The sequence below is a fragment of the Actinoplanes sp. NPDC023936 genome (genome assembly GCF_040639325.1).
In the GTDB taxonomy this organism is placed as follows: domain Bacteria; phylum Actinomycetota; class Actinomycetes; order Mycobacteriales; family Micromonosporaceae; genus Actinoplanes.
Genome location: NZ_JBEZZR010000017.1, coordinates 142,298 through 168,861 on the forward strand (window position 1 = coordinate 142,298; position 26,564 = coordinate 168,861).

28 protein-coding genes are annotated in these 26,564 nt (G+C 72.1%); 18 read left to right on the top strand and 10 right to left on the bottom strand.

Annotated features, from left to right (window positions below; translation table 11 throughout):
• Positions 1-87 precede the first annotated feature (87 nt).
• Together AB0F72_RS22775 and AB0F72_RS22780 are read left to right on the top strand one after the other, a co-directional pair.
• Entirely contained in the window at positions 88-1,194 is a 1,107-nt protein-coding gene (locus AB0F72_RS22775; protein ID WP_360434751.1) for an LLM class flavin-dependent oxidoreductase, read from the top strand.
• Positions 1,191-1,805 carry an FMN reductase gene (locus tag AB0F72_RS22780; RefSeq protein ID WP_360434754.1) on the top strand — a complete coding sequence of 205 codons (615 nt, stop codon included), beginning with the start codon at positions 1,191-1,193 and terminating at the stop codon, positions 1,803-1,805. The genes AB0F72_RS22775 and AB0F72_RS22780 overlap by 4 nt, the downstream gene beginning before the upstream one ends.
• Positions 1,806-1,898: 93 nt before the next feature.
• Here the strand turns inward: AB0F72_RS22780 and AB0F72_RS22785 are convergent, their stop codons facing one another.
• Together AB0F72_RS22785 and AB0F72_RS22790 are read right to left on the bottom strand one after the other, a co-directional pair.
• The gene (locus AB0F72_RS22785) at positions 1,899-2,399 is read right to left on the bottom strand and encodes a hypothetical protein (RefSeq protein WP_360434757.1); all 501 of its coding nucleotides are present in this window, start codon (positions 2,397-2,399) and stop codon (positions 1,899-1,901) included.
• Positions 2,400-2,530: 131 nt separating this feature from the next.
• Positions 2,531-3,508 (bottom strand): serine hydrolase domain-containing protein, encoded by a 978-nt coding sequence (locus tag AB0F72_RS22790; protein WP_360434760.1) that lies wholly within the window; start codon positions 3,506-3,508, stop codon positions 2,531-2,533.
• A 69-nt stretch (positions 3,509-3,577) separates the two neighbouring features.
• Between AB0F72_RS22790 and AB0F72_RS22795 the strand changes: the two genes are divergently transcribed.
• Positions 3,578-4,168: a TetR/AcrR family transcriptional regulator gene (locus AB0F72_RS22795; RefSeq protein WP_360434763.1), complete on the top strand. Its 591-nt coding sequence runs from the start codon at positions 3,578-3,580 to the stop codon at positions 4,166-4,168.
• Here AB0F72_RS22795 and AB0F72_RS22800 read toward each other — a convergent pair.
• The 4 genes from AB0F72_RS22800 to AB0F72_RS22815 all read right to left on the bottom strand — a co-directional run bounded on the left by AB0F72_RS22800 (position 4,165) and on the right by AB0F72_RS22815 (position 7,098).
• Positions 4,165-4,764 carry a TetR family transcriptional regulator gene (locus AB0F72_RS22800; protein WP_360434766.1) on the bottom strand — a complete coding sequence of 200 codons (600 nt, stop codon included), beginning with the start codon at positions 4,762-4,764 and terminating at the stop codon, positions 4,165-4,167. The two genes, AB0F72_RS22795 and AB0F72_RS22800, sit on opposite strands and share 4 nt — an antisense overlap.
• Positions 4,761-5,087, bottom strand: a complete 327-nt coding sequence (locus AB0F72_RS22805) for a multidrug efflux SMR transporter (RefSeq protein ID WP_360434770.1) — start codon at positions 5,085-5,087, stop codon at positions 4,761-4,763. Before AB0F72_RS22805 ends, AB0F72_RS22800 begins: the two co-directional genes overlap by 4 nt.
• 189 nt (positions 5,088-5,276) lie before the next feature.
• Complete coding sequence (locus AB0F72_RS22810) at positions 5,277-6,077, bottom strand: GNAT family N-acetyltransferase (RefSeq protein WP_360434773.1); 801 nt, start codon at positions 6,075-6,077, stop codon at positions 5,277-5,279.
• 52 nt (positions 6,078-6,129) lie between these two features.
• Positions 6,130-7,098 (bottom strand): LacI family DNA-binding transcriptional regulator, encoded by a 969-nt coding sequence (locus AB0F72_RS22815; RefSeq protein ID WP_360434777.1) that lies wholly within the window; start codon positions 7,096-7,098, stop codon positions 6,130-6,132.
• Between the two features lie 63 nt (positions 7,099-7,161).
• Here AB0F72_RS22815 and AB0F72_RS22820 point away from each other — a divergent pair, with 63 nt between their 5' ends.
• Together AB0F72_RS22820 and AB0F72_RS22825 are read left to right on the top strand one after the other, a co-directional pair.
• Positions 7,162-7,716: a cysteine hydrolase family protein gene (locus AB0F72_RS22820; RefSeq protein ID WP_360434780.1), complete on the top strand. Its 555-nt coding sequence runs from the start codon at positions 7,162-7,164 to the stop codon at positions 7,714-7,716.
• Between the two features lie 39 nt (positions 7,717-7,755).
• Positions 7,756-8,346, top strand: a complete 591-nt coding sequence (locus AB0F72_RS22825) for a class I SAM-dependent methyltransferase (protein ID WP_360434783.1) — start codon at positions 7,756-7,758, stop codon at positions 8,344-8,346.
• A gap of 155 nt (positions 8,347-8,501) precedes the next feature.
• On the opposite strand, the gene erm is transcribed toward AB0F72_RS22825, so the two are convergent.
• Entirely contained in the window at positions 8,502-9,413 is a 912-nt protein-coding gene (gene erm, locus AB0F72_RS22830; protein WP_360434786.1) for a 23S ribosomal RNA methyltransferase Erm, read from the bottom strand.
• Between the two features lie 356 nt (positions 9,414-9,769).
• Positions 9,770-10,330, bottom strand: a complete 561-nt coding sequence (locus AB0F72_RS22835) for a hypothetical protein (protein WP_360434789.1) — start codon at positions 10,328-10,330, stop codon at positions 9,770-9,772.
• 287 nt (positions 10,331-10,617) lie between these two features.
• On the opposite strand from AB0F72_RS22835, the gene AB0F72_RS22840 reads away from it, so the two are divergent.
• The 3 genes from AB0F72_RS22840 to AB0F72_RS22850 all read left to right on the top strand — a co-directional run bounded on the left by AB0F72_RS22840 (position 10,618) and on the right by AB0F72_RS22850 (position 12,065).
• Positions 10,618-10,920 (top strand): hypothetical protein, encoded by a 303-nt coding sequence (locus tag AB0F72_RS22840; protein WP_360434792.1) that lies wholly within the window; start codon positions 10,618-10,620, stop codon positions 10,918-10,920.
• Between the two features lie 80 nt (positions 10,921-11,000).
• The gene (locus tag AB0F72_RS22845) at positions 11,001-11,567 is read left to right on the top strand and encodes a histidine phosphatase family protein (RefSeq protein ID WP_360434795.1); all 567 of its coding nucleotides are present in this window, start codon (positions 11,001-11,003) and stop codon (positions 11,565-11,567) included.
• Between the two features lie 81 nt (positions 11,568-11,648).
• On the top strand, positions 11,649-12,065 hold the full coding sequence (locus tag AB0F72_RS22850; protein ID WP_360434798.1) for a hypothetical protein: 417 nt from the start codon (positions 11,649-11,651) through the stop codon (positions 12,063-12,065).
• 119 nt (positions 12,066-12,184) lie between these two features.
• Here AB0F72_RS22850 and AB0F72_RS22855 read toward each other — a convergent pair whose 3' ends face one another.
• On the bottom strand, positions 12,185-14,983 hold the full coding sequence (locus tag AB0F72_RS22855; RefSeq protein ID WP_360434801.1) for an AAA family ATPase: 2,799 nt from the start codon (positions 14,981-14,983) through the stop codon (positions 12,185-12,187).
• 187 nt (positions 14,984-15,170) lie between these two features.
• On the opposite strand from AB0F72_RS22855, the gene AB0F72_RS22860 reads away from it, so the two are divergent.
• A complete protein-coding gene (locus AB0F72_RS22860; protein WP_360434804.1) occupies positions 15,171-16,052 on the top strand; it encodes an alpha/beta hydrolase in 882 nt (293 codons plus the stop codon).
• 111 nt (positions 16,053-16,163) lie between these two features.
• Here the strand turns inward: AB0F72_RS22860 and AB0F72_RS22865 are convergent, their stop codons facing one another.
• Positions 16,164-16,793: a hypothetical protein gene (locus tag AB0F72_RS22865; RefSeq protein ID WP_360434807.1), complete on the bottom strand. Its 630-nt coding sequence runs from the start codon at positions 16,791-16,793 to the stop codon at positions 16,164-16,166.
• A 172-nt stretch (positions 16,794-16,965) separates the two neighbouring features.
• Between AB0F72_RS22865 and AB0F72_RS22870 the strand changes: the two genes are divergently transcribed.
• The 9 genes from AB0F72_RS22870 to AB0F72_RS22910 all read left to right on the top strand — a co-directional run bounded on the left by AB0F72_RS22870 (position 16,966) and on the right by AB0F72_RS22910 (position 26,076).
• Entirely contained in the window at positions 16,966-18,303 is a 1,338-nt protein-coding gene (locus tag AB0F72_RS22870) for an efflux RND transporter periplasmic adaptor subunit (protein WP_360434810.1), read from the top strand.
• A gap of 65 nt (positions 18,304-18,368) precedes the next feature.
• Positions 18,369-19,088 (top strand): response regulator transcription factor, encoded by a 720-nt coding sequence (locus AB0F72_RS22875; RefSeq protein ID WP_360434813.1) that lies wholly within the window; start codon positions 18,369-18,371, stop codon positions 19,086-19,088.
• A gap of 2 nt (positions 19,089-19,090) precedes the next feature.
• Positions 19,091-20,584 carry a HAMP domain-containing sensor histidine kinase gene (locus tag AB0F72_RS22880; RefSeq protein WP_360434816.1) on the top strand — a complete coding sequence of 498 codons (1,494 nt, stop codon included), beginning with the start codon at positions 19,091-19,093 and terminating at the stop codon, positions 20,582-20,584.
• 66 nt (positions 20,585-20,650) lie between these two features.
• Entirely contained in the window at positions 20,651-21,823 is a 1,173-nt protein-coding gene (locus AB0F72_RS22885; protein WP_360434819.1) for an efflux RND transporter periplasmic adaptor subunit, read from the top strand.
• Positions 21,820-22,563 (top strand): ABC transporter ATP-binding protein, encoded by a 744-nt coding sequence (locus tag AB0F72_RS22890; protein WP_360434822.1) that lies wholly within the window; start codon positions 21,820-21,822, stop codon positions 22,561-22,563. The genes AB0F72_RS22885 and AB0F72_RS22890 overlap by 4 nt, the downstream gene beginning before the upstream one ends.
• Positions 22,560-23,762 (top strand): ABC transporter permease, encoded by a 1,203-nt coding sequence (locus tag AB0F72_RS22895; protein WP_360434825.1) that lies wholly within the window; start codon positions 22,560-22,562, stop codon positions 23,760-23,762. Before AB0F72_RS22890 ends, AB0F72_RS22895 begins: the two co-directional genes overlap by 4 nt.
• A gap of 20 nt (positions 23,763-23,782) precedes the next feature.
• Positions 23,783-24,313, top strand: a complete 531-nt coding sequence (locus tag AB0F72_RS22900) for a hypothetical protein (RefSeq protein WP_360434828.1) — start codon at positions 23,783-23,785, stop codon at positions 24,311-24,313.
• 306 nt (positions 24,314-24,619) lie between these two features.
• Positions 24,620-24,853 carry a hypothetical protein gene (locus tag AB0F72_RS22905; protein ID WP_360434831.1) on the top strand — a complete coding sequence of 78 codons (234 nt, stop codon included), beginning with the start codon at positions 24,620-24,622 and terminating at the stop codon, positions 24,851-24,853.
• Between the two features lie 221 nt (positions 24,854-25,074).
• Complete coding sequence (locus tag AB0F72_RS22910; protein WP_360434834.1) at positions 25,075-26,076, top strand: TerC family protein; 1,002 nt, start codon at positions 25,075-25,077, stop codon at positions 26,074-26,076.
• The last annotated feature ends 488 nt before the right edge of the window (positions 26,077-26,564 follow it).

The following is a 26,564-nucleotide window of genomic DNA, read 5'->3' on the forward strand; positions in this document are numbered from 1 at the left end:
AATCTGAAATAGTTTCCGAGTCAAGCAAGTTGTGCAGGGCAGTACCGGGACGTCAAAAGCCCGGCCGGAGAGCACCAGGAGCGGGTCATGCAGTTCGGCATCTTCTCAGTTTCAGACATCACCACCGACCCCACCACCGGCCGGACCCCGACCGAGGCGGAGCGGATCAAGGACATCGTCACGATCGCGAAGCACGCGGAGGAGGTCGGCCTCGACGTGTTCGCGCTCGGTGAGCATCACAACGAGCCGTTCTTCTCGTCCTCGCCGACCACGACCCTCGCCTACATCGCGGCACAGACGAAGACCCTGCAGCTCAGCACGGCCACGACGCTGATCACCACGAACGACCCGGTGAAGATCGCCGAGGACTTCGCGATGCTGCAGCACCTCGCGGACGGCCGCGTCGACCTCACGCTGGGTCGCGGCAACACCGGCCCGGTCTACCCCTGGTTCGGCAAGGACATCCGCGCCGGCATCCCCCTCGCCATCGAGAACTACGCGCTGCTGCACCAGCTGTGGCGCGAGCACGTCGTCGACTGGCAGGGCAAGTTCCGCACGCCGCTGCAGAGCTTCACCTCGACGCCGCGCCCGCTCGACGAGGTCCCGCCGTTCGTCTGGCACGGCTCGATCCGCAGCCCGGAGATCGCCGAGCAGGCCGCCTACTACGGAGACGGCTTCTTCGCGAACCACATCTTCTGGCCGAAGGAGCACACCCAGCGCATGGTGCAGCTGTACCGCCAGCGCTTCGCGCACTACGGTCACGGCAGCGCCGACCAGGCGATCGTCGGCCTCGGCGGTCAGGTCTTCATGAACAAGAACAGCCAGGAAGCGGTCAAGCAGTTCCGTCCCTACTTCGACAACGCCCCCGTCTACGGCCACGGCCCGTCGCTGGAGGACTTCAGCCGGGAGACCCCGCTGACCGTCGGCAGCCCGCAGCAGGTCATCGACCGCACGCTGGGCTTCCGCGAGTACGTCGGCGACTACCAGCGCCAGCTCTGGCTGATGGACCACGCCGGCCTGCCGGTCAAGACGGTCCTGGAGCAGCTCGACATCCTCGGCTCCGAGGTCGTGCCGGTGCTGCGCAAGGAGTTCGCCGCGCTCAAGCCGGCCCACGTGCCGGACGCGCCGACCCACCAGTCACTCCTCGCCGCCAAGCTGGCGAAGGCCGAGAACAAGGAAGAGGTCCAGGCATGAAGCAGCGCAAGCTCGTCGTCATCAGCTCCGGCCTGAGCCAGCCGTCGTCGACCCGCCTGCTCGCGGACCAGCTCTCCGCGGCGGCGGTCACGGCCGCCACCCAGCTCGGCGTCGCCCTCGACACGCAGGTCATCGAGCTCCGCGACCTGGCCCACGAGATCACCGACAACATGCTGACCGGGTTCGCTCCCACGAACCTGAAGCAGGCCCAGGAGGCGGTCACCGCCGCCGACGCGCTGATCGTGGTGACCCCGGTGTTCAGCGCCAGCTACAGCGGCCTGTTCAAGTCCTTCGCCGACGTCCTCGACAAGGACGCCCTGGTGGACAAGCCGGTCCTGCTCGCCGCGACCGCCGGGACCGCACGCCACTCGCTGGTCATCGACCACGCGCTCCGGCCGCTCTTCGCCTACCTGCGCGCCACGATCCTGCCGACCGGCGTCTTCGCGGCCAGCGACGACTGGGGCGCCAACTCGGTCGAGGGCCCCCTGCGCGGCCGCATCGAGCGCGCCGCCGCCGAGCTGGCCCGCGAGGTCGAGCGCCGCGAACCCGCCGTGGTCACCGACCCGTTCGCGCTCACCACAAACTTCGAGGACCTTCTGAAGAACCTTTGACGGTACGGGACACGAGAGGTCCCCGAGAGTCGCAGCGGCCTGGTTGCCACACCGGGCCGTTGCGCCCGTTTCCCTACCGGTGCATGGTCACCGTCAGGGAATGTAGTTCTCGCTGAGGACCCAGCCCCCGATCGCCAGCGCGAGCACCGCCACGTTGACCCAGCGCACCCGCAACCGCCGCCGCCCGTCGTCGGGCAGCGCGCCGACCTCCGTCACCGCCGCCCGGAACCACCGCACCCCCGCGGCGATGGCCCGCCGATCGAACGCCGTCTGCAGCGCCGCGACGTCGACCGGCCCGTGCCCGCGCGGATCGAGGAAGGTGTCGTCGAGCTCCGCCGCCCCGAGCAGGCTGCGGGCGATCCGCCACCGGTGGAAGGTGTTGTTGACGACCACCTCGTACGGGGTGACGACCACGCTGACCGACGGCCCGAAGAGATAGAGGATCGGCCCGACCGGCCCGACGATCGTCACGGCGAGCATGGTCTCGCCGGGCCGGTCGAGCGCCAGCACGACCGCCATCACGACCACCCACAGCCCGAGAAGGATCAGAACCTGACCTTCCCGGCGCCGATACACCCGTCGTTCGCGAGACACGGCCGGGAGCTTAGATCCCCCCAGGCACGCGGGTCTCCCCGGGAACCGGCCGTGGAGAAGTACCGGAGCGACGACGTCAGCCACCGGCCGGCGATCACGGTCAGGAGTTCCCTCGGGACCTGGATGGCTGATCAGCGGGCGGACTGGAGGGCCGTCAGCAGCGCGAACGACGGCCCGTCCACCGATCTGCATGTGTCGCTCAGGGCGACCACCCCCACCCGCCGCTCCGTGTCGAAACCGGCGAACGACGCGAATCCGCCGGTAGCCCCATTGTGGAAGATCTGCACGAATCCACCCTGCTTCGGATGCAGCTGCCGGGACATCCAGCCCAGCCTCGCGGTCAGGAACGGGTTCACCCGGTGCTCGACGCCGAGGGCTGTCGCCACCGCCGGCGTCAGCTCGCCGGCCGGATCCCACTGGGCCCGCACGAAACGGGCCACATCATCGACGGTCGAGCGCAGGCCGCCGGCTCCGGCCAGGGCGGCCAGGTGCCAGGGGGCGGCGGGACGGCCGGGCTTGCGGTGACCCTGTGTAGTCGGGCCGGCTATGCCCGTACCCGTCAGGTCCAGAGGCCGGGTGATCTCCCGGGTGACCAGGTCCTCGTAGCTGAGGCCGGCGCGGCGCGCCAGCGCCAGGCCGAGCAGACCGGCGCCGAAGTTCGAATAGCGGAAACGGCGGCCAGGCGTCGTGCTCAGGCGCGTGCGGGCCAGGGCCCGCAGCAGGAAATCCTCCGAGCAGCCGGCGTACGGGTCCGGCTGTCCCGGACGCAGGATCGCGCCCAGCAGCATGCCGGTGGGCAGGCGCGGCAGCCCCGACGTGTGCGTTGCCAGGTGACGGAGCGTGATCGGCGCGCCGTCACGGAGCGGCACGGTGGCACCGGACGGGAGCAGGTCGCGCAGCGGCTCGTCGAGGGTGACGGCGCCGGCGACGGCGAGGCGGGCCAGGGTCAGCGCGGTGAAGACCTTGGTGATCGAGCCGATCTCGAAGCGGGTGGAGCCGTCCAGGCCGGCCGTTCCGCGCACCGTGACGTCGTCGCCGGCGATCGTGGCGACCACGACGCCGTGCCGGCGGGACGCGAGGGCGGAAACGGTCTGTTCGAGATCGGTCATGGCTCCATGATGGGTGGACCGCACAAGATGCTGGGTGGACCGCACGAGGCGGCCGCCTACGATGTCGGGGTGCCCCGCGTCTCCGAAGCCCACCTCGCCGCCCGCCGCCAGCAGATCCTCGACGCCGCCGTGCGGTGCTTCCTCCGCAAGGGCTTCCATCAGACGTCGATGCAGGACGTGATCAAGGAGGCGGACCTGTCGGTCGGCGCCTTCTACCGGTACTTCAAGAGTAAGAACGAGCTGATCACCGCGATCGCCGGCGACAAGATCAGCCAGGTGACGTCGGTGCTGGACGAGCTGCTCACCGCCGAGCCGTCCCCGGCCGTGCCGGAGATCATCGATCGGGTTCTCGAGCTGATCGACCGCTCGGTGGAGGAGGACGGGCCGGTGCGGATCGCCGTGCAGGTCTGGGGTGAGGCGGTGCACGATCCGGAGGTGGGCGCGCTGGTCGCCGAGATCTATGGCCGGGTTCGGTCACGGGCCGTGCAGATCGCCGAGCGGGCGCAGGCCGGCGGGCAGTTGCACGCGGACGCGGATCCGGTCGGGGTGGGGGCGGCCCTTTTCGGTCTGATCCAGGGCTACATCCTGCAGCGGATCCTGCTCGGGAACGTGGACCGCAAGCAGTATGTGAACGGGGTCCGGGCGCTGGTCACCAGTTAGTTCGCGCTCTTCCGCGGCGCATTCCCGCTCTTCCGCGGCTCGGTCGTGCTCTTCTCGCCGGCCAGCCTGCGGATCGCGGCGGTCAGCCCGGGCTCGTCGAGATCGGTCTCGGTGGTCAGGGTGAGCAGGATGATCCCGTCGATCAGCGCGCAGATGTCCCGCCCGGCGGCCGCTCCGACATACGGCTCCAGGATTGCCGGCAGGCCGCGCATCCAGACGTCGGCGAGCGGTCGCAGGGCGGCGTCCCGGGCCGCGGCCAGGCACAGTTCGTACTCCAGGCGCACCTGGCGGCGGTCGGCCAGGTACTCCCGCACCAGCTCGGTCAGCGCTGCCGCCATGTCCGGCGCGTTCCTCAGGCGCTCGCCCCACTGATCCAGATCGGTCTGGAGCGCGTCGACGGCATGCCGGAGGCCGGCCGCGATCAAATCATCAAGAGTCGGGAAATAGTAGGTCGTCGCGCCCAGCGGCAGCCCGGCCTTCGCGGCGACCGCCCGGTGCGTTGTCCGCCCGACGCCGGCCTCGGCGATCACTTCCATCGTGGCGGCGGCCAGCGCGGCACGTCGCGCCTCGGGATCGCGAGCGCGGCGCCCGGTCAATGCGCCGTCCCGCTGTGCATGTTCAGCATCACGACTCCGGCGATGATCAGTGAGATTCCGGCAACTTTAGCCGTCGTGACCGGCTCGCCGAGGAACACCGCGCCGATCGCCACGATCGCGGCCGTGCCGACACCGGACCAGATCGCGTAGGCGATGCCGACCTGCATGCCCTTCACCGCCTGCGAAAGCAGCACGAACGACGCTCCGTAGGCGGTCAGGCACGCGAGCGTGGGCCACAGTCGTGTGAAGCCCTCGGTCGCCTTCATCAGGCTGGTGCCGACCAGCTCGGCCGCGATGGCCCCGAACAAGAACACGTAAGGCACGGCGTGCCCCTCTCTTGTACATTCGTACTTGTACGATCGTACAATAAAACCCCTTCCGATGTACGGAGTCTCGGCCGTCCTCAACCGCAACCCCGGCAGTCCCGCCCCTTCCGCGTTCCTGGCCGTCCCGCGCACGAAGGCATCGCGAGTACCGCCCTCAGCACCGGCCGGTCTCAGCACCGTCCGGTCTCAGCCCCGTCCGGTTCGGGTGCCCAGATAGGTGAGCGGCCCCGGATCGGGCACCGGCAGTTCGACGAAGCCCAGCCGGTCGTAGAAGGCGCGCGCCGTGACGTTCGCGGTCACCATGCCGACGTGCACGCCCGGCGCCGGAACCGCGGACAGGAACCGCTCGATCAGCCGTCGTCCGTGCCCCTGCCGCTGGTAGTCCGGCAGCAGATCGATGTGCAGGTGCGCCGGATAGCCGTCGAGGCCGGGCACCAGCATGCGCTCGGGATGGTGATGCAGCGCGTGCATGTCCTGCTCGGGGCTGCGCGGCGGAGGCGGCGGGACCGGGTAGCGGTCGCCGAGGCGCGGAATCCAGTCGCTCCGGTAACGGCGGACGAAGGCCGCGGTGTCAGCGGTCCCGACCACGTAGCCGACCGCCCGCCCGGCGACCTCCGGCGGAGAGCTGCCGCCCGGTCGCGAGCCCGCGCCCGGCCGTGGTGCGCCGCCCGGCCGTTGAGCAATGCCCGGCCCCTGTGCGCCGCTCGGCCGTGGTGCGCCGCCCGGCTGTTGAGCAATGCCCGGCCCCTGTGCGCCGCTCGGCCGTGGTGCGGCGTCCGGCTGTGGTGCGGCGTCCGGCTGGCCGGTGTCGGCCAGGACGAAGGCCAGGTCCGGCTCCAGGTGCACATACGGGCCGGCGAACAGGTCGCCCATCAGGGCGTCGGTGGTGTAGTGGCCCCGGGCGTCCCCTCCCGCGGCGGCGGTCCGGACACAGATGTCATAGACGGCGGCCAGGTCAGCGGCCTGGAACGGGCGGATGATCAGCACGGCCGGACCCTATGCGGTGGAAGCGGTTCCACCGCAACAGCCGGCTCTCACCTCATGGCGCACCTCCGCAGGACGCGCGGAGCACCGGCCGGCTGGGGAACAGGCGGCCGGGCGACGGGGCGCCGAGCGCGGCCCGGACGGCGGACACCGCGATCAGCTCGACCGGGTGGGTGGCGGTCGACAGGGCCGGGTGGACGGCCTCGGCCAGGGGACTGTCGTCAAAACCGGTCACGGCCACGTCGTGCGGGACCCGGAGGCCATCGGTCGCCAGGGCTTGCAGGACGCCGAGCGCCGTGGCGTCGCTGACCGTGGCGATGGCGTCGGTGTCCGGCCAGCGGCGGAGGATCTCGCGGGCGGCGGAGCGGCCCCGGACGGTGGTGAAGTCGCCGTGCACCACGCGCTGGGGCAGGCCGGCCGCGCGGGTCAGCCGGGTGTAGGCCGCCATCGGCGCGCGGGAGGCGGCCAGCCAGCGCGGTCCGGCGACCAGGGCGATGCGGCGGCGGCCCGACCCGTACAGATGAGTGAGGAGCGCGCCGACGCCGGCCGCGCTGTCGACGTCGCTGCCGCCCGCGCCGATCACCGCGGTCCGGCCGCGCAACGCCGCGGGCAGGCCGGCCAGCAGCGCGCGGTCGTGGCCGGCCAGCACCAGCGCGGCGACGCTGCGGTCGGCGGCCAGCCGGTCCAGCTCGGCCGACGCGCTCAGCGGCAGGCGCAGCAGGGCGGTGCCGAGGCCGTCCGGCTCGGTGGCGGCGGACATCGCGGCGGCGGCCCTGGTGACGAACGGATCGCGGAGGATGTCGGCGCGGGCGTCGCGGACCGCGAAGACGATCCGGGTGCCGGACCGGTGCGCCAGCCGGCGGGCGACCGGGTGCGGCACGTAACCCAGGTCGGCGGCGGCCCGGCGGACCGCGTCGCGGCTGGCCGCCGAGGAGGGACCCCGGCCGGAGAGCACGCGCGAGGCGGTCGCCGTGGAGACACCGGCCCGGCGGGCGACGTCGGCGAGGCCCGGATTCGCTGTCATGACGCCATCCTGGCGCGGGCGTACGACACTTTTTTGTCGGGGGGCCGGTCTACTGTGCCGGGCATGACGACGTTGACGGATCGTCCGCACACCGCGCTGCTGGTCATCGACGTGCAGAACGGGGTGGTCGCCGGCGCGCCACGGCGTGACCAGGTGATCGCGAACATCAACACGCTGCTGGCGAAGGCGCGCCTCGAGGACGTGCCGGTGATCTGGGTGCAGCACTCCGACGACGGCCTGGTCCGGGGCAGCGACGACTGGCAGCTGGTGCCGGAGCTGGCGCGCCGCGACGCCGAGCCGCTCGTGCACAAGGAGTACGGCGACTCGTTCGAGGCGACCGAGCTCGAGGAGCTGCTGGCCGCGCGCAAGGTCGGCCGGCTCGTGGTGACCGGGGCGCAGAGCGACGCGTGCATCCGGGCGACCATCCACGGCGGGTTCGTCCGCGGCTATGACGTCACCCTGGTCTCCGACGCGCACACCACGGAGGACCTCACCGAGTACGGCGCGCCCGCCCCGGAACAGGTCATCGCGCACACCAACCTCTACTGGCAGTGGCAGAGCGCGCCGGGCCGCACCGGCGTGACGGCCGAGACGGCGAAGGTCACGTTCGGCGGGTGATCGCGCGCGTGGCCCCGGCCGGGTTCGTAAGGTTGCCGGATGAGCACCGACAACCTGTGGCTTCAGAAGATCGCCGAGAACCCGGGGCACTCACAGTGGTACATCGACCGGTTCCGGGAGATGGCCGCTCGCGGTGACGACCTGGGCGGCGAGTCCCGCATGATCGACGCCATGGTGCCGCGGGGCGCCCGGATCCTCGACGCGGGGTGCGGCACCGGCCGGGTGGGCGGGCGGCTCGCCCGCGCCGGGCACACGGTCGTCGGCGTCGACCTGGATCCGGCGCTGATCGAGGAGGCCCGCCGGGACTACCCAGACGTGCGGTGGCAGGTCGGTGACCTCGCGGAGCTGTCGCTCGGGGAGAGCTTCGACGTGGTGGTGTGCGCCGGCAACGTGATGACGTTCGTGGCGCCGGGCAGCCGGGGGACGATCCTGGGCCGGTTCCGGGAGCACCTCTCCGACGGTGGCCGGGCCGTTGTCGCGTTCGGATCGGGACGGGGGTACGAGTTCGAGGAGTTCCGGAAGGACGCCGCGGTGGCGGGGCTGGAGCCCGACCTGCTGCTGAGCACGTGGGATCTGCGCCCGTTCACCGCGGACGCCGGCTTCCTGGTGGCGGTCCTCCGAGCCGCCTGATTCACCGGGAACAAAGAGGCCGAGCCGTCCGAGCCGCCGGGCACAAAGAGGCCGAGCCGTCCGAGCCGCCGGGCACAAAGAGGCCGAGCCGTCCGAGCCGCCGGGCACAAAGAGGCCCGGGGCGGCGGACGAGGGGGTGGGTCAGCGGGTGGGGGTCAGTGGGGCAGGAGCCGGAACAGGGTCAGCCACTGTTCCGGCCAGACCTCGCCCACCGGCAGGTCCGGGTCGAGGCGGCAGGCGCGGAAGGCGGCGTACGCCCGCTGCCGGCCGTGATCGCGGCTCAGTGTCGCGAACAGGGAGCCGCCGACGCCGGTGAAGCCGCGTTCGACCAGCCGCCGGTAACCGGGCAGGTGTTCCGGTGCGACGAGCGGCACCGGCCGGCGGTCGAGCACTAGGACGCCGCCGTCGACGCGCGGGACCGGCCGGAACGCGGTGGCCGGCACCCGCGCGGCGAGCGTCCACGTGAACTCCGGCCAGGTCAGCACGGTGAGCCGGCTCCAGCGGCCGTAATCGCCGGTGCGTTTGCGGGCGTACTCCCACTGGGTCAGCAGGGTGGCGCGCCGCAGACCCGGCGCACCGAGGCACCAGGTGATCACGGGGGAGGTCAGCCCGTACGGAATGTTGCCGGCCACCGCGAAGCTCCCCGCCGGCGGCTTCGCCGTCAGGAAATCGCCGGTGCGCACGGTCAGACCGGGATGCGCCGGCAGGGCGGACGCCAGGTCCGGATCGATTTCGTACGCGACGACGCGCCGGCAGCGGCGCAGCAGCTCGCTGGTGAGCCGCCCCCGGCCCGCACCCACCTCGTGGACGGTCAGGTCCGGGTCGGCTACGGCGATGTCCGCGAGGAGGCGGGCGGCGCGGGGGTCGGCGAGGAAGTTCTGGCCGTAGGCGCGGCGGGCCCGGGCGTGCGCACGCCGGGGAGACGCCGGAGCCGCCGAGCGCGGCGAGCCGGACGGCACCGGATCGCGGAACTCCGGGTGCTGCCGGCGGGGATGCTCCGGGTGCTGCCGGCGGTGATGCTCCGGGTGCTGCCGGCGGGGATGCTGTGGTGCGGAATGAGGCGCCATGGTCGGTCCTGTCTGCCGCGGGGATGCGGCGACTACGGACAGGCGTCATCGTGGCCCGTCCGGATGGGAATGGACTCGGGCCCTGGCGATCAGCGGCTGATCGGTCGGCGTCAGGCCAGGGCGGGACGCCCGGCGCGCAGACGGATCGCGTGCAGCGGTCCCCGCGCGGGCGTCAGCGCCGTGGCGAGGAGAGCGTGCGTCGTGTGCATGGCCCGAACCGTAGACCGGCGCCTCGACGAGGTCATCCGATTTTCCGCCGGACCGGGGAGGAGATCCGGACCGGGGAGGAGATCTCGGGCAGAGAAGCAGCCCGGCCGGAGGGGGTCCGGCCGGGCTGAGGGGTGGGGCGGGTCGGTTCAGATCAGCCAGCGGTTCCGCTGGACCAGGGGCAGCTTTGCCCACAGGCGACCCAGGCCCCAGGTGTGGCCGGCGTAGGTCAGCGCCAGCACGGCGGCCGCCAGCCCGTAGATCACGTGGTAGTCGACGATCGGGTTGCTCGAGCCCGACGCCAGGGGCCATTCGGCGACCCACATGAAGGCCATCATCAGACCGGTGGCGACGGCGCCGGCGCGCAGGCCGATGCCGGCGATCAGGGCGACGCCGATGCCGAGCAGGCCCAGCATGAACAGCCAGTCGACGACCGGGTTGCCGGCCATGCTGTGGAACGTGTCGACGAACGGGCCGGTCTCCAGGGAGCCGAGGAAGCCCTTGGTCGGCGAGCCGCCGTTGATCCAGGCACGGGCGGACGGGGTGGCGTACCCGAAACCGAAGGTCTTGTCGAGGAACGCCCAGAGGAAGACGAATCCGGTGGCGATCCGGAGGACGGCCAGCGAACGAGCGGCGGTGTGGGTCAACATGGAGCCCGGGGCCTCGACGTTCTCGAGGCGGGTGACGTTTTCGCGGCCGATGGTGGACATCCGGTCCTCCCTTAGACGTTGTCTTCACCTATGACTATTCGCTGCCGCGGGGCCGGGCGCCGGTGCCGGAGAGCCTCGGGTACCGGGCCGAAAGTCCTCTGTGCCGCGCGCGATGCCAGGAAATTGTGCGGGGGTTGCGCGGGGCTTCTCGCGCCATCTGAATGGTGTCGGATCGAGGACATGAGGCGGAGTGCCTGGTCACGACCCCGTTGAACGGGAAAGTTCACCCGGTCGCCTGCTGATCAGCCGTGCTTGTGGCGAAGATGTCAACCAGGGGGGTGGTTGTGATGATGATTCTCGTCGTCGCGGTGGTCGGGCTGATCCTGGCAGCGGTGCTGGCCCTCTGGCCGCTGTCCAAGGAGACGGCGTCCGAGGAGCCGGCGGAGAAGACCTGGGGCCGCGCGCCGGTGAAGCCCGTGCGGGGGCATGCCGAGCCGACAACGCTGGAGGGGATTCTCGCCGGGCAGGTGGTCCGCGGGGAGATCTCGCAGCGGCAGTACCTGCGCGCCCTGGAGAACCTGGCGGCCCGCGACGAGGAACGCCACCCGCTGATCCTGCGCTGGGACGACCGCCCCGGAGCATGGTCATAAGTCACGAGAAACACGTGCAGAAGCCCGATCATCGGCTCCGGTCACCGGGTAGAACTCAGGTGACGAACTAGGAGGGCCGCATGGCGGAGATCGTGCTGGTACGGCACGGGCAGACCGAGTGGAGTGCGAACGGGCGCCACACCTCGTACACGGATCTGGAATTGACCCCGGAGGGGGAGCGGCAGGCCCGCGCGGTCGCCGCACGCCTGGCCGGGCGCTCGTTCGCCGCGGTGCTGGCCAGCCCGCGCAAGCGGGCGCTGCGCACCGCCGAGCTCGCCGGGCTCACCGTGACCGAGGTGACCGAGGATCTCGCCGAGTGGAACTACGGCGAGTACGAGGGTGTCACCACCAAGCAGATCCGCGAGACCCGGCCGGACTGGTCGCTCTGGACCGACGGCTGCCCCGGCGGGGAGTCCCCGGAACAGGTCGGCGCCCGCCTCGACCGGGTGCTGGCCAAGGCCCGCGAGCTCGCCGAGCGGGGCGACGTGGCGCTGGTGGCGCACGGGCACTGCCTGCGGGTCACCGGAGCGCGCTGGGTCGGGCTGCCGCCCAGCGCCGGTGGCCTCCTGAAACTGGACACCGGAACCCTTTCCACGCTCGGTTTCGAGCACGCCGTGGACCCGGTCATCGCCAGCTGGAACGCCTGACATCCAACACACAGGTACGGCACATGGTGGCCCACAGGCTCGCGGCCAATCGTGGATCTACACGAGGGACCCAATGAGGGGATGACCATCATGCTCACGCAGCTCAACCCAGATTCCGCTCCCGCTCCCGCGCCCGGCCCGGTCGTCGCCGTCCTGGGGCAGCGGAGCCGGGTGGCGAGCCTCCCGCAGCACCTGCCGACCGGCTGGACGATGCGGCTGGCGACCGGGATCGACGACATCCGTCCCGAGGAGCTGGTGGTGCTCAGCGGCGCCACCGTGGACGGCGTGCGGGTGGCGCGGGCGGTGCTTCCGGCGGAGAGCCGTCTCGTCGCGCTGATCGACGACTGGGCGGCGGTCGAGCTGGTCTCCGGGGTGCTGACCGCGGGGGCGGACGTCTGCGTGCGCGGCGGGCACCCGGCGATCCTCGCCGGGCACCTGGTCGCGGTGCGACGCCGCCAGCTGGCCGCGCGTTGGGACAACCTGGAAGTGACGCTGTAAGACCGGCCCGGAGCCACGCGCCGGCCCGGAGCCACGCGCCGGCCCGAGCCACGCGCCGGCCCGGAGCCACGCGCCGGCCCGAGCCACGCGCCGGCCCGAGCCGCGCGGGCACGACACTGTCAGCCGCCGCTGAGCATGCGGGCCATCTCGGTGCGGGAGCGCACGCCCAGCCGGGCGAAGACGTTGCGCAGGTGGTGGTCCACGGTGCGCGGGCTCAGGTGCAGCTCCTGCGCCACTTCGCGGTTGGTCGCGCCACCGGCGACCAGCACCGCGATCCGTTCCTGCTGCGCGGTCAGCTCCAGCCCGTCCAGCGCGGTGGCCCGCGGATCGACCCGTTCCCCGGCGGCGCGCAGTTCCCGCATGCTCTGCGCGGCCCACGGCTCCGCGTCCAGCAGCCGGAACGTCTCGGTGGCCCGCCGCAGGTGGGTTCGCGCCTCCACGTGCCGCCGGCGCCGCCGCAGCAACCGGCCGTAGAGCAGCTCGGTGTGCGCCCGGGGGAACCCGGCCTCGCCGGTGTGCCGCAGCGCCTGATCGAAATGGCTCTCGGCGGCCTCGGCGTCGGTGGCCCGCAGCGCCCGGCAGCGGTCACGCAGCGCCAGCCAGGCGGGTTGCCCGGTGCGACCGGCCCAGCTGTCGAACCCGGTCGCCACCGCGTCCAGGCCGAGCGCGTCGTGCAGCGCCGCCTGGCCCGCGGCCTCCAGCAGGTGCGGGACGACCGCCACCTGCAGCATCGCTGAACCGTACCCGGGGGGCGCGGTCACCACCCGGGCCAGCCGCTCGGCCGCGGCCTGGGCCCGGCCGCCGACCAGGTCGAGCAGGGCCAGGGCCCATTCGCAGAGCGCGCGGGACGGCCCGGAGCCGGCCGCCTCGATCCGGGACAGGGCGGTGGCCCGGTCGCCGACCAGGGCGGCCAGGACCGCGAGCACGGCGCTGTGCACGGCGGCGAGGACCGGCTGGCCGGTGGCGCGAGCCAGGGCGGCGCCGTCAAGGGCGGCGGTGTTCGCGGCCGGGTACTCGCCGGCGGCCATGCCGGCCGTGGCGGCCATCTCCAGAGCCTGCGGCACCAGGACCGTCGCGCCCGACTCCGCCGCCAGCACCGCGGCCCGGCCGGCCAGGGCGGCGGCGCGGCGGGAGTCGCCGACCAGCACTCCGGCGGTGGCCGCGCGCAGCAGCGACCGCGGGTCGGCCACCCGGTCGGCCACGTCGAGGGCCTGCCGGAACCGGGCGAACGCGGCCGGCTCGTCGCCGTCGGCCATGCCCGCCAGGCCGGCCACGTGGTGGAACGCGAGCGTGACGGCCGGCGGTTCGTCGCCGCGCCGGTAGGCCAGCACCCGGTGCGCCAGGCAGGCGTATCGGCGCTGCTCACCGGGGCGGGCGGCGGCCTCACCGGCGAGCGCGAGAGCGTCCAGGGCGGTGGCCGTGTCGGTGTCGGCCAGTTCGGCGGCCACGTCGAGGAGCAGCTCGCGGGCGCCGGGACGGCCGTCGGGCAGGCCCATCTCGGCGGTCAGCCCGCGGGCGCGGACCCGGGCCTGGCCGGCCGCGGGCGGGACCCGGCGGATCAGCAGCCCGGCGTCGTGCGGGCGGCCGGCCAGCCACGCCGACCGGGCCGCGTCGACGAGCACCGCGCCCTGGTCGGCCGGGTCGGCGGAGAGGTCGGCGGCGTAGCGGCGGGCCTCGGTGGCGGTGCTGGGCTCGGCGGCGCGGGCGGCGCGGGTCAGTTCGGCGGCGAGCGCCGGGTCGGGGCCGATGGTGGCGGCGGCGCGGTGCAGCAGCGCGGCGAGGCGGTCGCCGCGGGCGGCGAGGACCCGGGCGAGCGCGGCGTGGGCGGCGCGCCGGTGGCCGGCCGGGTTTTCCGTGTACGCGCAACCGCGTGCCGGCGTCGACGGGAAGGACACCCCGGAGCCGTCGATGACGACGAGCCCGGCCCGCTCGGCCGGCGCGAAGTCCGCCAGCAGGCGGTCCGATCCAGCGGAAGCGCTCGCCCTGCTCGAGGGGGCGGAGCTCTCCGAGCCGGGCGAGGACTCGCGGCTCGCGGCTCCGGGAGCGGCGGCGCCGTGGCGGGGCAGGAGCGCGGCGGCGGCCAGGATGTCCGGCAGGGCCGCGAACGGCGGGGCCGCCGCCAGCAGGAGCAGGTCGCGGGTGGCCGCCGGGAGGGCGTCCAGCTCGGCGCGGAAGCGGCGGCGCAACGGGCTCTGCGGTGGCAGGCCGGCCGGCAGCGGGGCGTAACCCCGGCGCTGCTCCGCCGAGAGCGCCGCGGCCAGGTCGATCAGCGCGGCCGGGTTGCCGCCGGCCCGGTCGAGGACCGCGTCGGCGACCTCGCGGGCCAGGTCGGGCGCGTGCCGGGCGAGCAGTTCCCGGGCCTGCTCGGCGGGGAGCGGCCGGAGGTGGTGCACCGGCAGGCCGCCCGGATCGGCGCCGGCCGGCATGGTGGCCAGCAGCGCGAACCGGGCCGTGCGGCGGGCGGCGAACCGGACGGCCTGCCAGGAGGGCTCGTCGAGCAGGTGGGCGTCGTCGATCACGCAGAGGACCGGGCGCCGGGCGGTGAGCGTACCCACCAGGGTCTGCAGGGAGAGGCCGAGCGCGAGGCGCTCCGCCTGCGGTGACGCGCCGCTCAGGCCGCGTCGCAACGCGGCACGTGGCTCCGGCTCGAGCTCGGCGATCACGTCACGCACGCCGGTGAGCAGGCTTTGCAGCCCCGCGTACGGCACACCGGACTCGTCGGCGTGCCCGGTCGCGGACAGGACCGTCCATCCGGGGGCGGCCGCGCTCACGATCCGGCTCAGTGTGGTGCGGCCCGCGCCGGGCAGGCCGCAGACGACGAGCGCGCTGCTCCGGCCGGCCTCAGCGTCGCCGAGGAGCCGGCTGACGGCTGCCCGGTCGGCCGGCGGAAGTTTCTGCACTGACGGTGCATCAAACATGCGGCGAGTTTTCCGCGTCGAGCGCCGGTTGAAAAGGGGCGTTTCGGTTTCTGAAATTTCCTCCAGATTGCCAACTGATGACAACGCCGGTGATTTCGCCGATGCCAGACCCGCTACGACCCGCTGAGACTGACGCTCGTCGATCCGGACCCCCGCGGATCCGATCCCCCCTCAAAGGAGAATCGACGTGACGTCAACCGCTCCCTCCCGGGCACGACGCTTCCTGCTCACCGCAGCGGCGGCCCTCGCACTGACCGCAGGTCTGGGTGCCACCGCCGCACAGGCCGCCGACAACCCCTACGAGCGCGGCCCGGCGCCGACGCTCAGCGCGCTGCAGGCCTCCCGCGGCCCGTTCGCGGTCTCGCAGACCTCGGTCTCCCGGCTCGCGGTCACCGGATTCGGCGGCGGCGAGATCTACTACCCGACCTCGACCAGCTCCGGCACGTTCGGCGCGATCGCCATCTCGCCGGGCTTCACCGCGTACTGGTCGAGCATCTCCTGGCTCGGCCCGCGCCTGGCCTCGCACGGCTTCGTGGTGATCGGCATCGAGACGAACACCACCGCTGACCAGCCGGCCTCCCGGGGCAGCCAGCTCCTGGCCGCGCTGGACTACCTGACCCAGCGCAGCTCGGTGCGCACCCGGATCGACGCGACCCGGCTCGCGGTGGCCGGGCACTCGATGGGCGGCGGTGGCAGCCTGGAAGCGGCGAGCGACCGGCCGTCACTGCAGGCCGCGGTGCCGCTCGCGCCGTGGAACACCGACAAGACCTGGTCCGAGCTCCGGGTCCCGACCCTGATCATCGGTGGCGAGTCGGACTCGATCGCGTCCGTCGCCTCGCACTCGATCCCGTTCTACAACAGCATCCCGGCGTCGGCGGAGAAGTCGTACGTGGAGCTCAACAACGCGAGCCACTTCTTCCCGCAGTCCACCGACACGTGGACCGGGGTGCAGATGGTCTCCTGGCTGAAGCGCTTCGTCGACAACGACACCCGGTACGACCAGTTCATCTGCCCGGGACCGAGCACCACCGCGATCTCGGACTACCGGGCCACCTGCCCGCTGGTCTGATCCTTCGCGGACAGAACCGGGCCGGCGGTGTGAGCACACACCGCCGGCCCGGTCCTCGTGCCGGCGCCGCCATGACGGGGGGCACCGCGGCGCCGGCACGGAGGAACAGCGCTACGAGGTCGCGGCCGCCGACGGCTTGAGCACCGAGCAGGTCTCGACGGCCTTCTTCGTGGTGGCGTCGGACTCGTCGAGGTTCGCGGTGTCCGTGACGCCGTTCTCGGTCAGGCAGTTGGTGTAGGCCGCGTCCGCACCGCCGCCGGCGTTGCTGCCGCCGTTGCCCCGGCCGGCGCCCATGCTCGGGCGCACCGAGGCGCACGCGGTCTGCGCCTTCTCCCAGGTCGCGTCGTCGACACCGGCGGGCTGCTGGAACATGCCGCCACCGGGGAAGCCGCCGCGCTGACCGGCGCTGCCGGACGGGCGGGGCTGACCGGACGGCAGCGCGCCGGCGTTCCCGCCGGGCGCGCCGGAGGGGCGGACGCCGCCGGGCGCGCCGGACGGCCGGGTGCCGCCGTTGCCCCCGCCGGGACCGCCGGACGGCATCGTGATGGTCACGCCGTTGGCGTTCAGGCAGCTGACGTACGCGGCGAACGCCGAGTTGCCACCGCCGCCCTGCGCGCTGCTGTCGGTCGCGGTGCTGCTGTCGTCCGATCCGCCGCCGCAGGCCGCCGTGAACAGCACGGCCGCGGAGGCCACGAGCAGAGCGCCCGCGCGGCGGCGCGCCTTCGAACTGACTACCGGCACGTTGATCTCCTGGGGGACGAAGCGGGGACTGTCGGATCAGAGAAAAACCCCCGCACCTGGGTACGGCATCGGACGACCCTGGGAATTGCGTAAGAGCGGGTCCGGGCGCTCCTAGCGAACTCCGAGGCGGGACCGAGCCCGCGGCGAGGACGGCTCGCCAGACTCCTCGGCCATGGGTGTTGCACTGGCCGGTCGCCGGCGTTTGATCTGGCTCCTCGTGGCGGCCGTCGTGCTCGCGTCGATCGCCTTCGGCGTGGTGCGTGCGCTGACGGCGGGCGCCGCGGACGAAGAGACGAAGGCGGCCGAGACGGCCACCGTCGACAAGGGCGTGGTGACCACCGAGGTCGCCACCACCGGCACGCTGCAGGCCGCGCAGACGCGCAGCCTGTCGTTCTCGGTCGACGGCACGGTGGAGACCGTCACGGTACGGGCCGGCACGACGGTCACCGCCGGTCAGGTGCTCGCGACCGTCGACGACACTGACGCGGCCGAAGCGGTCGACGACGCGCAGGACGCCCTCGACGAGGCGCGGGACAACCTCGACGAGGCGGAGGAGAACGCGGCGGCGGCCGGCGCGACCACCGCGGCGACGACCGGGTGCGACGTCGCTGCGGCGTACACGACCGGCGCGACGGCCTCACCCACGGTCTCAGCGATGCCATCAGCCACGGCGGCGGCGTCACCCTCGTCTCCCGCGACGGCCACGGCTTCGGCTTCGGCGACCTCTGCTCGTACCTCGAAAGCGGCGTCTCCCACCACCACGCCGGGCGCGGGCAGGGGCGGGACCACCGGAGGGTCGTCCGGAAGCTGCGGCAGCAGCTCCGGCGGCAGTAGTGGCAGCAGCGGCAGCGGCAGTAGTGGCAGTGGCAGCGGCGGGGGGCAGCAGGGCGGCGGGAGCAGCAGCGGCAACGACGCGATCCTGAGCGCGCAGCAGCGGGTGAACAAGGCCGAGGTGACGCTCGACGAGGCCGAGGAGGCCCTCGACGGGGCGACGATCACCGCGCCGATCGCCGGCAAGATCCTCACGGTGAGCGGCAAGGTGGGCAGCCAGGTCAGCTCCGGATCGGCGTTCATCACCCTGGCCGACGTGTACGACATGCAGATCAGCGCGGACTTCCCGGAGGCCGACGCCGATCACCTGGCCGTGCGGCAGAAGGCCGTGATCACGCTCGCCGACCGGGCGGGGGAGACGTTCGACGCCACCGTCGTGCAGGTCGACCCGGTCGGCACCAGCGACGGCACGCTGACCCGGTTCGGCGTGGTGCTCTCCTTCGACGACGCGCCGGAGGAACTGCTCGTCGGGCAGAGCGCCAACGTGCGGGTGACCACCGGCACCAAGAAGGACGTGCTGCGGGTTCCCAGCACGGCGGTGCACGACGTGAGCGGGACCACCGGGACCGTGCTCGCCGGCGGCTCTCCGCGCCAGGTGAAGCTCGGTCTGCGCGGCGATCAGTACACCGAGATCACCTCCGGCGTCGCCGAGGGTGACGTCGTCGCCAAATCATGGTGAGTTCATAGCCGGTTCAAAGACTCGGTTGCTAAACCTGCGCGGTGCTTTCCGAAACCCGTGCTGCCGTGACCGTCAGTGATCCCGGGGCGCGCCCCGCCCGCGTCCTCGTCGTCGACGACGAGCCGAACATTTCCGCGCTGCTCAGCGCGACGCTCCGGCTCGTCGCCTTCGACGTCCGGGTCGCCGGCTCCGGGCACGGCGCCCTGATCGCGGTGCAGGAGTTCGAACCGGACCTGGTCGTCCTGGACGTGATGCTCCCGGACGTGGACGGGTTCGAGGTGGCCCGGCGGCTGCGCGCCGCCGGGCACCGGGTGCCCGTCCTGTTCCTCACCGCCCGGGACGCGGTCGAGGACCGGATCGTCGGTCTCTCGGCCGGCGCCGACGACTACGTGACCAAGCCGTTCAGCCTCGAGGAGGTCGTGCTACGGATACGCGCGATCCTGCGGCGCAGCCAGCCGGACGAGCCGGCTCCGGAGACGGGCGTGCTGCGCTACGCGGACCTGGAGCTGGACGAGCACGCGCACGAGGTACGGCGGGCCGGCCGGCTGATCGAGCTGTCCCCGACCGAGTTCAACCTGCTGCGCTACCTGATGACGAACGCGGGGCGGGTGGTGAGCAAGGCGCAGATCCTGGACCGGGTGTGGAAGTACGACTTCGGTGGCGACGGCCGGATCGTGGAGTCGTACGTGTACTACCTGCGGCGGAAGATCGACCGGACGGATCCGCCGCTGATCCACACCGTGCGCGGGGTGGGGTACGCGCTGCGGTTGCCGCGCGAGGAATGACGGTGCCGGGTGGCGCGCGGGGCGGCCGGATCGGAGTGCGGCGCTGGAGTCACTGGACTCTGCGGTCGCGGCTGGTCCTGGTCGTCGCCGTCCTGTCGGGCATCGCGCTGCTGGCAGCCAATGCCGCGGGTGTCCTGCTGATCAGGTCCTATCTGCAAGAGCGGATCGATGAGCAGCTGGTCGGGATCTCCCGGCCCATGTCGGAGATCTCGCCCTGGCAGGGCGTCGCCCCGCGCGCCGGCGGCCGGTTCCGCATCGGCGCTGATCAGGTCACCTATCTTTACCGGTCGGACGGGACACTCGACCCGGCGCGGAGCTCGGCCACGTCCGATGATCGTCCGGCGGTGGAGACCCTCGACGAGGTGGCGGCGCGCGTCGGCGCGCCCTACACCGTCTCCGCCGCCGAGGGCGCCGACTGGCGGATGATCGCGGTCGCGGTCGGCGACACCGGCGGGTACGCCGTCATCGGCTCCTCGCTGATCGAGGTGGAGCAGACCACCGAACGGCTGCTGATCATCGACCTCGGGGTGATGGTGCTGATCCTGGGCCTGCTCGGGGCCGGCGCCGCGTTCGTGGTCCGGCTCGGGCTGCGGCCGCTCACGTCGATGGAGTCGGTGGCGGCGGACATCTCCGGCGGCAACCTCTCCGGACGGGTGCCCGGCCCCGACCCGCACACCGAGCCGGGGCGGCTCGCGCTCGCGCTCAACGCGATGCTCACCCGGATCGAGGCGGAGGTCGACGCGCGTACGCACTCCGAGCAGCGGCTGCGCCAGTTCGTCGCGGACGCCTCGCACGAGCTGCGCACCCCGCTCACCTCGATCCGCGGGTTCGCCGAGCTGTACCGGCGCGGCGGGGTGCTCAGCGCCGCCGAGCTCGACGAGACGATGGCCCGGATCGAGGGAGAGGCCGGGCGGATGGGTGTCCTCGTCGAGGACCTGCTGATGCTGGCCCGGCTGGACCGGCAGCGGACCCTGGAGATCCGCCCGGTGGACCTGCTGGAGATCGCCGCGGACGCCATCCGGGACGGGCACGCCCGCGCTCCCGGCCGCTCGATCGTGCTGGCCGACACGTTCGAGCCGGCGACGGTCCTCGGTGACGAGCACGGGCTGCGCCAGGTCGCGACGAACCTGGTGGCGAACGCGCTGACGCACACCCCGCCGGGAACCACGGTGACCGTGCGGGTGGGGTTCTCCACCGCAGCGGCGGTCGCGGTGCGCTCGGGCCCCGTGACACCCGGTGACGACGCGCTCCTGGCCGTCCTCGAAGTCGCCGACGACGGTCCCGGCGTCGCCCCCGAGCACGCTCCGCGCGTCTTCGAGCGCCTCTACCGCGCCGACTCCAGCCGTTCCCGCCTGTCCGGCGGCGGTTCCGGGCTCGGCCTGGCCATCGTCGCGGCGATCGTGCACACCCACGGCGGGTGGGTCGAACTGGTGCCCGGCGAGTCCGGCGGGGCCTGTTTCCGGGTGCTGCTGCCCGCTGTCAGTGACTCCCTGTGAGGTTCCGAGCAAGCTCCCAGGTTCCGCCGAAGCTCCTCCTAGCCCGACCCTCGAAAGTGTGCAGCCATGAAGGTACGCCTGAGCCGCCACCCGTCCTTGGTGGTCAACGCCGTGATCGGCGTCGCGCTCGTCGCCGGAGCATTAACGGTGTACGAGACATTCTCCTCATCCGACGACGGGACGGCCGCCGTGGCCTCCGAGCGAACGGTCACCGTCCAGCAGGGAACGGTCACCAAGACCGCGACCGCTGACGGCACCCTGGAGAGCGCCAGCACGGCGAGCGCGAGCTTCGAGACCAGCGGCACTGTCACCGCGATCACCGTGAAGGTCGGTGACAAGGTCAAGAAGGGTCAGGTCCTCGCGAAGGTCGACCCGGCCGCCGCGCAGCGCACCCTGGACGCCGCCGAGGCGGACCTGGACGCCGCGCAGGACGCCCTGGACCGCGCCGAGGAGGCCGGCTCGGACACGTCCGACGCGGAGAACCAGGTGGACCAGGCCGAGCTGGCGGTGGACGAGGCGGAGGCCGGTGTCGCGGGCGCGGTGCTGACGGCGCCGATGGCCGGAACTGTCACCGCGGTCAACGGCACGCTGGGAAGCTCGTCGGGAGGGTCCTCTTCTTCCGGCGGTGCTTCAGGCGACGGTTCCAGCTCCTCCTCCAGTTCGGGATTTATTGAAATCTCCGACTTGTCCAAGATGCAGGTCAGCGCCGCCTTCGCCGAGGCCGACGCCACGAGCCTCAAGGAGAAGCAGGCCGCCACTGTCACCTGGAACGCGCTCAGCGGCGTCGAGCAGAGCGCCACGGTCACCGCGATCGACCCCTCGGCGACCACCGCGAACAGCGTCGTCACGTACGGCGTGACGCTCACCCTGGACAAGGTCCCGACCGGCGCGAAGGTCGGCCAGACCGTCTCCGTCGCGGTCACCACCGGCTCCACGGAGAACGCGGTCTACGTGAACCCGGCCGCGCTCACCACGGTCGGCAACCGGCACACGGTCACCGTGGTCGCGAACGGCGTGCAGGAGACCCGCTCGGTGGAGATCGGCCTGGAGGGCGACTCGGCCACCGAGATCACGTCCGGCCTGACCGCCGGCGAGCAGGTCGTCGTGAAGACCACCTCGTCCAGCACGACGAGCGGCAACCAGCAGCAGGGCGGATTCCCCGGCGGCGGTGGCAACTTCGGTGGCGGCGGGGCCGCTCCGGGCGGCGGCGGCAACCTCGGCGGCGGGGGCGGGCGATGAGCAAGCCGGTCCTCGAGGTCCGCGGCCTCAAGAAGATCTACGGCGAGGGTGAGGCGACAGTGCACGCGCTGCGCGGGGTCTCGCTGACCGTCCAGCGGGGCGACTACGCGGCGATCATGGGTTCGTCCGGGTCCGGCAAGTCGACGCTGATGAACATCCTCGGCGCGCTGGACATCCCCACCTCCGGCACGTACCTGCTGGACGGGGTGGACGTGAGCCGCCTCTCCGACGCGCAACTGGCCCTGGCCCGGAACCGGCTCATCGGCTTCATCTTCCAGGCGTTCAACCTGATCCCGCGGACCAGCGCCGTGGCGAACGTGGAGCTGCCACTGGCGTACGCCGGGGTGAAGCCGAAGGAGCGCCGCCGGCGCGCCATCGAAGCCCTGGACGTCGTCGGGCTGGCGGACCGCGCCGGCCACGAGCCCAACCAGCTCTCCGGCGGCCAGCAGCAGCGGGTCGCGGTGGCTCGCGCGCTGGTCACCGAGCCGGCCCTGCTGCTCGCCGACGAGCCCACCGGCAACCTGGACTCGAAGTCGACCGACGACGTGCTGCAAGTCTTCGACGATCTCAGCGCCGCCGGCCGGACCATCGTGATCATCACGCACGAGGACGAGGTCGGCGCCCGCGCCAAGCGGCTGATCCGGCTGGTCGACGGCTCGATCGTGACCGACGTGCGGCAGTCGCCGCTGCACCTGCCGCCGGTCGGCGCGGTCGCGGCAGCGGGGCGGCACCACGTATGAGCCTCCTGGAAGTTCTTCGGTTCTCGTTGCGCGGCCTGTCCGCCAACAAGCTGCGCTCCGCGCTCACGATGCTGGGCATCCTGATCGGCGTGGCCGCCGTGATCCTGCTGGTCGCGGTCGGCAACGGCTCGGCCAAGGCGATCAGCGACCGGATCGAGGCGCTCGGCACGAACACCATCACGGTGATGAGCACCGGCCGGGGCGGCTCCAGCAGCACCTCGCTCACCACGGAGATGTCCGACGCGCTGGTCGACCCCGCGCTGGCGCCGGACGTGAAGTCGGTGTCGCCGGTGGTCAGCTCGTCGTCGGCGACAATGACCTACGAGGGCACCGACCACGCGGTGGCGACGTTCGTCGGCACCACGCCGAGCTGGTTCGCCGCCTCCAGCACGCCGGTCGGCGCCGGCGCCATGTTCACCGCGGACGACGTCGACCAGGGCCGGCGGGTCGTGGTGCTCGGTCAGACCGTGGCCGAGGAGCTGTTCCCCGGTGTCGACCCGATCGACAAGCAGGTCACCGTCGGGGGCGCGCTCTTCACCATCGTCGGCGTCCTGGAGGAGAAGAGCTCCACCGGATTCAACGACGCCAACGACACGGCGATCGCCCCGCTCACCGCGGTGCAGCAGGTGCTGACCGGGTACGGCGCGCTCACCTCGATCATCGTCGAGGCGTCCGACCCGGACCGGGTGGACGCCGCGCAGGACCAGGTGTCGACCATCCTCGACCAGAAGCTGGACGTCGCGGCCACCAGCGGGAGCACGCCGTACCGGATCCAGAACGCGTCCTCGCTGCTGGAGACGCAGACCGAGACCGCCGACACGTTCACCACGCTGCTCGGCGCGGTCGCCGCGATCAGTCTGCTGGTCGGCGGCATCGGCATCACCAACATCATGCTGGTGACGGTCACCGAGCGGACCCGGGAGATCGGCATCCGCAAGGCGCTCGGCGCGCCGCGGCGGGTGATCCTGACCCAGTTCCTGATCGAGGCGACGCTGCTCAGCGTGCTCGGCGGCGGCCTCGGCGTGGCCGCCGCGCTGATCGGCAGCCACTTCACCATCGTCGGCGTGAAACCGGTCATCGTGCCCAGCTCGATCGGGCTGGCCGTGGGCGTCTCCGTCGCGATCGGCCTGTTCTTCGGCGGCCTGCCCGCCGCCCGCGCCGCCCGGCTGCGTCCCATCGACGCGCTGCGCTACGAGTGAGGACGTCAACTGTGAACCGGATGAACGACGAGACCGCGGTGATCCCGGCCCTGCCCTCCCCGGAGGAGCACGAGGGCCTCTCCCAGGAACTGGCCGCCGCCGCGCCGAAGCGCTGGTGGAACAGGGGCACTGTGGGACTGGGGGTGGCGGCGCTGCTGATGGGCGGCTTCCTCGGCGGCGTGCAGGCGCAGAAGCAGTGGGGTACCGAGACGGCCGCGGCCAGCGGGTTCCCCGGTGGCGGCGCCCGCGGGTCGGGTGGCTTCCCGGGCGGTCTGTCCGCGAGCGGCGCGCCGGGCGCCGGGTTCGATCAAGCCGCCAGCCAGGAGGCGGCGAGTGGCACCACCGGCAAGGTGAAGCTCGTCAACGGCAAGACGATCTACATCGAGACCGAGGACGGCAGCACCGTCACGGTCAAGACCGACGGCGACACCACTGTCGCGACGGCCAAGAAGGGCAAGCTCAGCGACGTCAAGGCCGGCGACTCGGTGACCGTCGAGGGGGAGACCGGCACCGACGGATCGGTGACCGCGACGAGCGTCACCAAGAAGTAGGCATTGATGACCGCCCAAGCCGGCCCGCCCCGCACCGGCGGGCCGGCCCTGGCGCGGCGACTCCTCCCGCCGAGCCGCTCGCGCACCGGCACCTGTCGGCACCCCTCGCGGTGTCCGAGATCACCGCGCCGGACTGACCTGCGATTTAGCGACGCTGCGTGACGTGGGTTACCGGAATCCCGTGGCCGCCGTCACTTTCGTCGTCAGAGTTTTACCTGGTGGATTTGGGTAAGTCGCAGAACTGCGGAATCCTTGTTCTCGGAAGCGACGAGGCTTTCTCCGTCACTATCCGTCGAGGAGTTCGACATGCCTTTTCTTCGTCAGGTCCGTACCTCCATCGCCAATTCCCGTGCCGAGCGCCGCGCCCGCCGTCAGCTGAGCGAGGAGCTGGCCGCGTTCCGCACCGCCGCCGAGCGCAGTGAGCTGGACATGATCCTGAGCCGCCACAGCGCCGACGAGACCCGCGAGATCCACGCCATCCTCAACCAGCAGGACGCCGACCGGCGCTACCAGGTGGGTGTCGCAGCGCACCAGAATTGATCCACACTGTTCCACGGGCCGCGAGGGCAGGCCCGCCGGGTTACCGCTGCGAGTCCGGACCGTCCCCGGATGGCGCAGGCTGACCCAGAACCGCCCCTGGCGAGCGAAGTGCGCCAGGGGCGGTTCGCTTATCCGGTTCCGGCCCGTCATCGTCAGGAAAGATCAAGGTTACTCACCCATTTTTCAGGTAGCTCGCAGAATCTTTGGGGATCCTTTGAGACATGCTTGAGGTCTCCGCGCTCGGGTGGACCGTCACCATCGGTGTCATCGTCGCCCTGCTCGCCCTCGATTTGACTCTCGGGGTGCTCCGTCCACACGTCGTCGGCTTTCGCGAAGCCGCCGCCTGGTCAGTTTTCTACATCGCTGTCGCGATAGCGTTCGGCATAGTCTTCGGAAGCATCGTCGGCTGGGATTTCGGCACCCAGTATTTCGCCGGATACATCGTCGAGAAGAGCCTGTCGGTCGACAATCTCTTCGTCTTCGTGATCATCATGAGCACGTTCGCGGTGCCACCGCGTTACCAGCAGGAAGTGCTCACGTTCGGCATCATCATCGCGCTGGTGCTGCGGGTCATCTTCATCGCGCTCGGCGCCGCCCTGCTCAACGCGTTCTCGTTCATGTTCCTGATCTTCGGCCTGATCCTGCTCTACACCGCGGTCCAGCTCTTCCGCCACCGTGACGAGGATCCGGACGTCGGTGAGAACGGCCTGGTCAAGGCCGCCCGCCGCCTCCTGCCGATCAGCGACGAGTACGTCGACGGCAAGATGACCACCCGCATCGACGGCAAGCGGATGTTCACCCCGCTCTTCCTGGTCCTGCTCGCCATCGGCGGCACCGACCTGCTGTTCGCCCTCGACTCGATCCCGGCCGTCTTCGGCGTGACCGAGGAGGCGTACATCGTCTTCGTCGCCAACGCGTTCGCCCTGCTCGGCCTGCGAGCCCTGTTCTTCCTGGTCAAGGGCCTGCTCGACCGCCTGGTCTACCTCTCCACCGGCCTGTCGGTCATCCTGGCCTTCATCGGCGTCAAGCTGGTCCTGCACTGGGCCCACAAGGACATCAACGAGTCGGTCCCCGAGGTCAGCACCCCGGTCTCCCTCGGCGTCATCCTCGGCATCCTGGTGATCACCACGGTCCTGAGCCTGATCAAGTCCCGCAAGGACCCGACCCTGAAAGCCCACGCCGGCAGCCTCCGCGCCAGCTCCGACCAGCACGCCGACAAGTAGCGCTCCGGGCCCCGGTCACCCACCGGGGCCCCCTTCTTCCCCCGGTACGGCTACCGCACTCCCGTGGCGCCCCACCGCGACCCAGGACCGGCGCCGGGCCGTCCGGCCCCTTTCGCTACCGGTGCCCACTCACCCGCTACACCGCCCCGCCCCGCGCAGAGCCCCCGCCCTAGCGGCCCCCGCCCCTCGCAGCCCCGCCCTCGCAGCCCTCGCCCCGCGGCGACTCGGCTGCCCGTCCGCCCCTCGGAGCCGCCGGATCGTCCCCGGCAGGCGGCGCGTTGGCTGTTCGTGTTCGCTGTCGCGCGACCTGTCTGGGCTACGGCTGGCGGAACCGAGCCGTAGCTGGCGCAGGCAAAGCGGCCCTGGGACCTGCTTGGACTACGGCTGGCGGATCCGAGCCGTAGCTGGCGCAGGCAAAGCGGCCCTGGGACCTGCTTGGACTACGGCTGGCGGATCCGAGCCGTAGCTGGCGCAGGCAAAGCGGCCCT

Bases quoted from the DNA above. Each gene is read 5' to 3' on its own strand.
- AB0F72_RS22840 (WP_360434792.1), top strand. From the start codon at position 10,618: ATGATGATTCTCGTCGTCGCGGTGGTCGGGCTGATCCTGGCAGCGGTG.
- AB0F72_RS22845 (WP_360434795.1), top strand. From the start codon at position 11,001: ATGGCGGAGATCGTGCTGGTACGGCACGGGCAGACCGAGTGGAGTGCG.
- AB0F72_RS22820 (WP_360434780.1), top strand. From the start codon at position 7,162: ATGACGACGTTGACGGATCGTCCGCACACCGCGCTGCTGGTCATCGAC.
- AB0F72_RS22870 (WP_360434810.1), top strand. From the start codon at position 16,966: ATGGGTGTTGCACTGGCCGGTCGCCGGCGTTTGATCTGGCTCCTCGTG.
- AB0F72_RS22835 (WP_360434789.1), bottom strand. From the start codon at position 10,330: ATGTCCACCATCGGCCGCGAAAACGTCACCCGCCTCGAGAACGTCGAG.
- erm (WP_360434786.1), bottom strand. From the start codon at position 9,413: ATGGCGCCTCATTCCGCACCACAGCATCCCCGCCGGCAGCACCCGGAG.
- AB0F72_RS22890 (WP_360434822.1), top strand. From the start codon at position 21,820: ATGAGCAAGCCGGTCCTCGAGGTCCGCGGCCTCAAGAAGATCTACGGC.
- AB0F72_RS22905 (WP_360434831.1), top strand. From the start codon at position 24,620: ATGCCTTTTCTTCGTCAGGTCCGTACCTCCATCGCCAATTCCCGTGCC.
- AB0F72_RS22825 (WP_360434783.1), top strand. From the start codon at position 7,756: ATGAGCACCGACAACCTGTGGCTTCAGAAGATCGCCGAGAACCCGGGG.
- AB0F72_RS22855 (WP_360434801.1), bottom strand. From the start codon at position 14,983: ATGTTTGATGCACCGTCAGTGCAGAAACTTCCGCCGGCCGACCGGGCA.
- AB0F72_RS22895 (WP_360434825.1), top strand. From the start codon at position 22,560: ATGAGCCTCCTGGAAGTTCTTCGGTTCTCGTTGCGCGGCCTGTCCGCC.
- AB0F72_RS22790 (WP_360434760.1), bottom strand. From the start codon at position 3,508: ATGACCGATCTCGAACAGACCGTTTCCGCCCTCGCGTCCCGCCGGCAC.
- AB0F72_RS22900 (WP_360434828.1), top strand. From the start codon at position 23,783: ATGAACGACGAGACCGCGGTGATCCCGGCCCTGCCCTCCCCGGAGGAG.
- AB0F72_RS22775 (WP_360434751.1), top strand. From the start codon at position 88: ATGCAGTTCGGCATCTTCTCAGTTTCAGACATCACCACCGACCCCACC.
- AB0F72_RS22910 (WP_360434834.1), top strand. From the start codon at position 25,075: ATGCTTGAGGTCTCCGCGCTCGGGTGGACCGTCACCATCGGTGTCATC.
- AB0F72_RS22850 (WP_360434798.1), top strand. From the start codon at position 11,649: ATGACCATCATGCTCACGCAGCTCAACCCAGATTCCGCTCCCGCTCCC.
- AB0F72_RS22780 (WP_360434754.1), top strand. From the start codon at position 1,191: ATGAAGCAGCGCAAGCTCGTCGTCATCAGCTCCGGCCTGAGCCAGCCG.
- AB0F72_RS22815 (WP_360434777.1), bottom strand. From the start codon at position 7,098: ATGACAGCGAATCCGGGCCTCGCCGACGTCGCCCGCCGGGCCGGTGTC.
- AB0F72_RS22885 (WP_360434819.1), top strand. From the start codon at position 20,651: ATGAAGGTACGCCTGAGCCGCCACCCGTCCTTGGTGGTCAACGCCGTG.